This is a genomic window from Flammeovirga agarivorans (assembly GCF_012641475.1).
Classification (GTDB): Bacteria; Bacteroidota; Bacteroidia; order Cytophagales; family Flammeovirgaceae; genus Flammeovirga; species Flammeovirga agarivorans.
The window spans coordinates 1-2,569 of the sequence record NZ_JABAIL010000028.1 but is presented as its reverse complement, the minus strand read 5'-3'; the positions used below and the strand labels follow the sequence as shown (position 1 = coordinate 2,569).

The 2,569-nt window shown below is 30.2% G+C and carries 4 protein-coding genes; all 4 read left to right on the top strand.

What is annotated here, in order from left to right; genetic code table 11:
- The first annotated feature begins 451 nt into the window (after positions 1-451).
- The 4 genes from HGP29_RS27915 to HGP29_RS27900 all read left to right on the top strand — a co-directional run bounded on the left by HGP29_RS27915 (position 452) and on the right by HGP29_RS27900 (position 2,337).
- The gene (locus tag HGP29_RS27915) at positions 452-1,051 is read left to right on the top strand and encodes an NADAR family protein (RefSeq protein WP_168885764.1); all 600 of its coding nucleotides are present in this window, start codon (positions 452-454) and stop codon (positions 1,049-1,051) included.
- A 115-nt stretch (positions 1,052-1,166) separates the two neighbouring features.
- Positions 1,167-1,376: a hypothetical protein gene (locus tag HGP29_RS27910; RefSeq protein ID WP_168885763.1), complete on the top strand. Its 210-nt coding sequence runs from the start codon at positions 1,167-1,169 to the stop codon at positions 1,374-1,376.
- Positions 1,377-1,460: 84 nt separating this feature from the next.
- Positions 1,461-1,823: a hypothetical protein gene (locus tag HGP29_RS27905; RefSeq protein WP_168885762.1), complete on the top strand. Its 363-nt coding sequence runs from the start codon at positions 1,461-1,463 to the stop codon at positions 1,821-1,823.
- 112 nt (positions 1,824-1,935) lie between these two features.
- Positions 1,936-2,337, top strand: coding sequence for a hypothetical protein (locus HGP29_RS27900; protein WP_168885761.1), 402 nt, complete (start codon positions 1,936-1,938; stop codon positions 2,335-2,337).
- Positions 2,338-2,569: the final 232 nt, after the last annotated feature.

Sequence of the window (2,569 nt, the reverse complement as noted above, 5' to 3'; positions counted from 1 at the left end):
AATTTTAGGGGTATTACTATTTTTAACTACAGTTGTTTTTTTAAGAAAGAGCCATCGAAGAAAAAATAGTAACATGACTTTCTGGACTATATTGTATTTACTTCAACTATTTTTCCTAATTCATCCTTTATGTTTATTCATTTGGACATTACCCAATAGTAAAATAAATTTTGGAGATGGACGATTCATATTTTTTAACTGTTAAGGACGTTTCCAATAAGTAGTTTTCTATTATTAATAATCGGAATTTATATAGATAAAAAACATAGAAAAGTAAATAGTAATATTATTACCACAAGCTAGTTTTGAATATTAAGTAATAAAAAAAACACTCCACAACACCAGCTAAAACTCCATGTTTCGGGTGACGCACCCTCTCACGTAGTTTAGCAATTTCGTTACCCAATATTGTCATACAGTATCCAAGATTATCAAATTAAACTTTCAAATAATGTCTCAATTATATAGTGTTTCATGGCTTCAAGAAAAACAAGATAACTTAGAAAATATAAAGTATTTGTTTTTTTGGGGACACACAAAACAACACAATCAAGAAGTCGGAAATTTTTGTTTTAGCCAATGGTTTGAATCTGATTTTATTATAGATGGGATCACATATAAAACAACTGAACATTGGATGATGGCTCAAAAGGCTAAATTATTCAATGATCAAGAAATTTATAATAAAATAATTAATTGTAAGAAGCCAGGAGAAGCAAAAGATCTAGGTAGATTAGTTACCAATTTTAATGATGAAATATGGCAAAAACATAGATACGACATCGTAAAAATTGGAAATATTCATAAATTTAATCAGAATAAAGCTTTAGGTGAATATTTAATTAAAACGCAATCAAGAGTATTAGTTGAAGCTAGTCCTGTTGATATTATTTGGGGCATCGGATTGACAAAAGATTCTGATAAAGCAAACAATGTTTATGAATGGAGAGGTTTAAATTTACTTGGTTTTGCTCTCATGGAAGTTCGTGACCTTTTAAACGAATATGGAACAGGTTCGGAACAGTTATCTAAAATAAAATCAGATATTTAACTATAACATTGGGTAACACCAGCTAAAACAGCAAGTCTCGGCCGACGCGTCCTCGCTCGCAGTTTAGCAATTTCGTTGTAAGTAATTAAGCTCAAGATAAGCAAACTAAAAAACAATGGAATTTGAAATTTATGAAAGTGTATATGAACAGATAGAACAAGGTTCATTGCATAAAGGGATAGAGATAATTGAAAACGAATTGTTGAAGCAGTCAGAAACAATTTTTTACAAACTCATAGGTTTAAAATGTTTTATAGATAATTCAGAATATATAGCAGATGAACTTGAAAAGTTTACTATGGAGAGTAATAAGCTTATAGAATAAAAACTAGTACGTAAAAAGTTTTTGCAGGATACCCTTTTGATTCATCCCCCAAGAAACGAACAATTAGAAACAATTTATTGTGAATTGAGCTATAATAATGAAAATGTTGATCTTAGTTTTGAACTTGCAGGGTTTACATATTTCGAAGGTACAAAAGATTTATTTTGGTTAGCTGACGAAGAGGCCGAAACTTGTATGAGGGATACTGTCTTAAAAGGGTCATCTTTCATATCCAAAATATTTGAAGGATCATATGAAATTGAAGATAGTCCTATTATTTCAGAATCAAGAGACATTTCCTCAATGTTAATCAATTTAAGATTTCAAGAAATGTTTCAAAGAGCTTATGAAATTGCTAAATCAAAAGGTTATAGATGGACAAATATTAATGTGTTGTCAACTCAACATGATTTTGATTGCCTTTATAATACTCTATCTGAAATTTAATAAAATACTTACAACAATTGCTGAAACTTCAGTCATTGGTCGACACGCCCAATGACCGCAGTTTAGCATATACGTTATATTTTATTGACTAATAATAAACTAAAAATAGAAAATGACAGAACAAGAGATTTTTTTAAGAGGTATCTGGAAAATTATTCCTGATGAAGAGAATACTGATTGGATAGAAAATCTTTCGAAAGAAGAATTTGATGATTCACCATTAGGTGATTTTGGATCAATAATTAAAGGTATGCTTGACAAGGGTGTAGAAGCAAAGAGTATTGCTAGATTATTTAAAATAATAGGCTACGAAACAGCTTTTTCTATATTATACCATTTAGAAGATCCAATAGCTTCATTTGAAGGTTTTGAATCAGAAAATGATCATCTTGATTGGGCTTTGTTTACAATAGATGAAGAGTCTGAAACACCGAAAGAAGGTTTATGGGACCTTCATTCTAATTTACTTTCAATGGACCCATCAGGAAGAGAGATGAGACCCAAGAAGGAATAGTTATCACTTCACTGTTTGTTTCAACTTACAAAAATATAACATTAGCTAAAACTCCATGTTTCGGGTGACGCACCCTCACACGTAGTTTAGCCATCACGTTACACAACATAAAGCCAAAATATCAGATAATGTCAAAGTTTATCATATTATTAATTTTATTATCTCATTCTGTTATTGGGCAAAATGTAAAAACAGATAAAAACAATAAAAATGTAATGGAACAGTTCCGTCA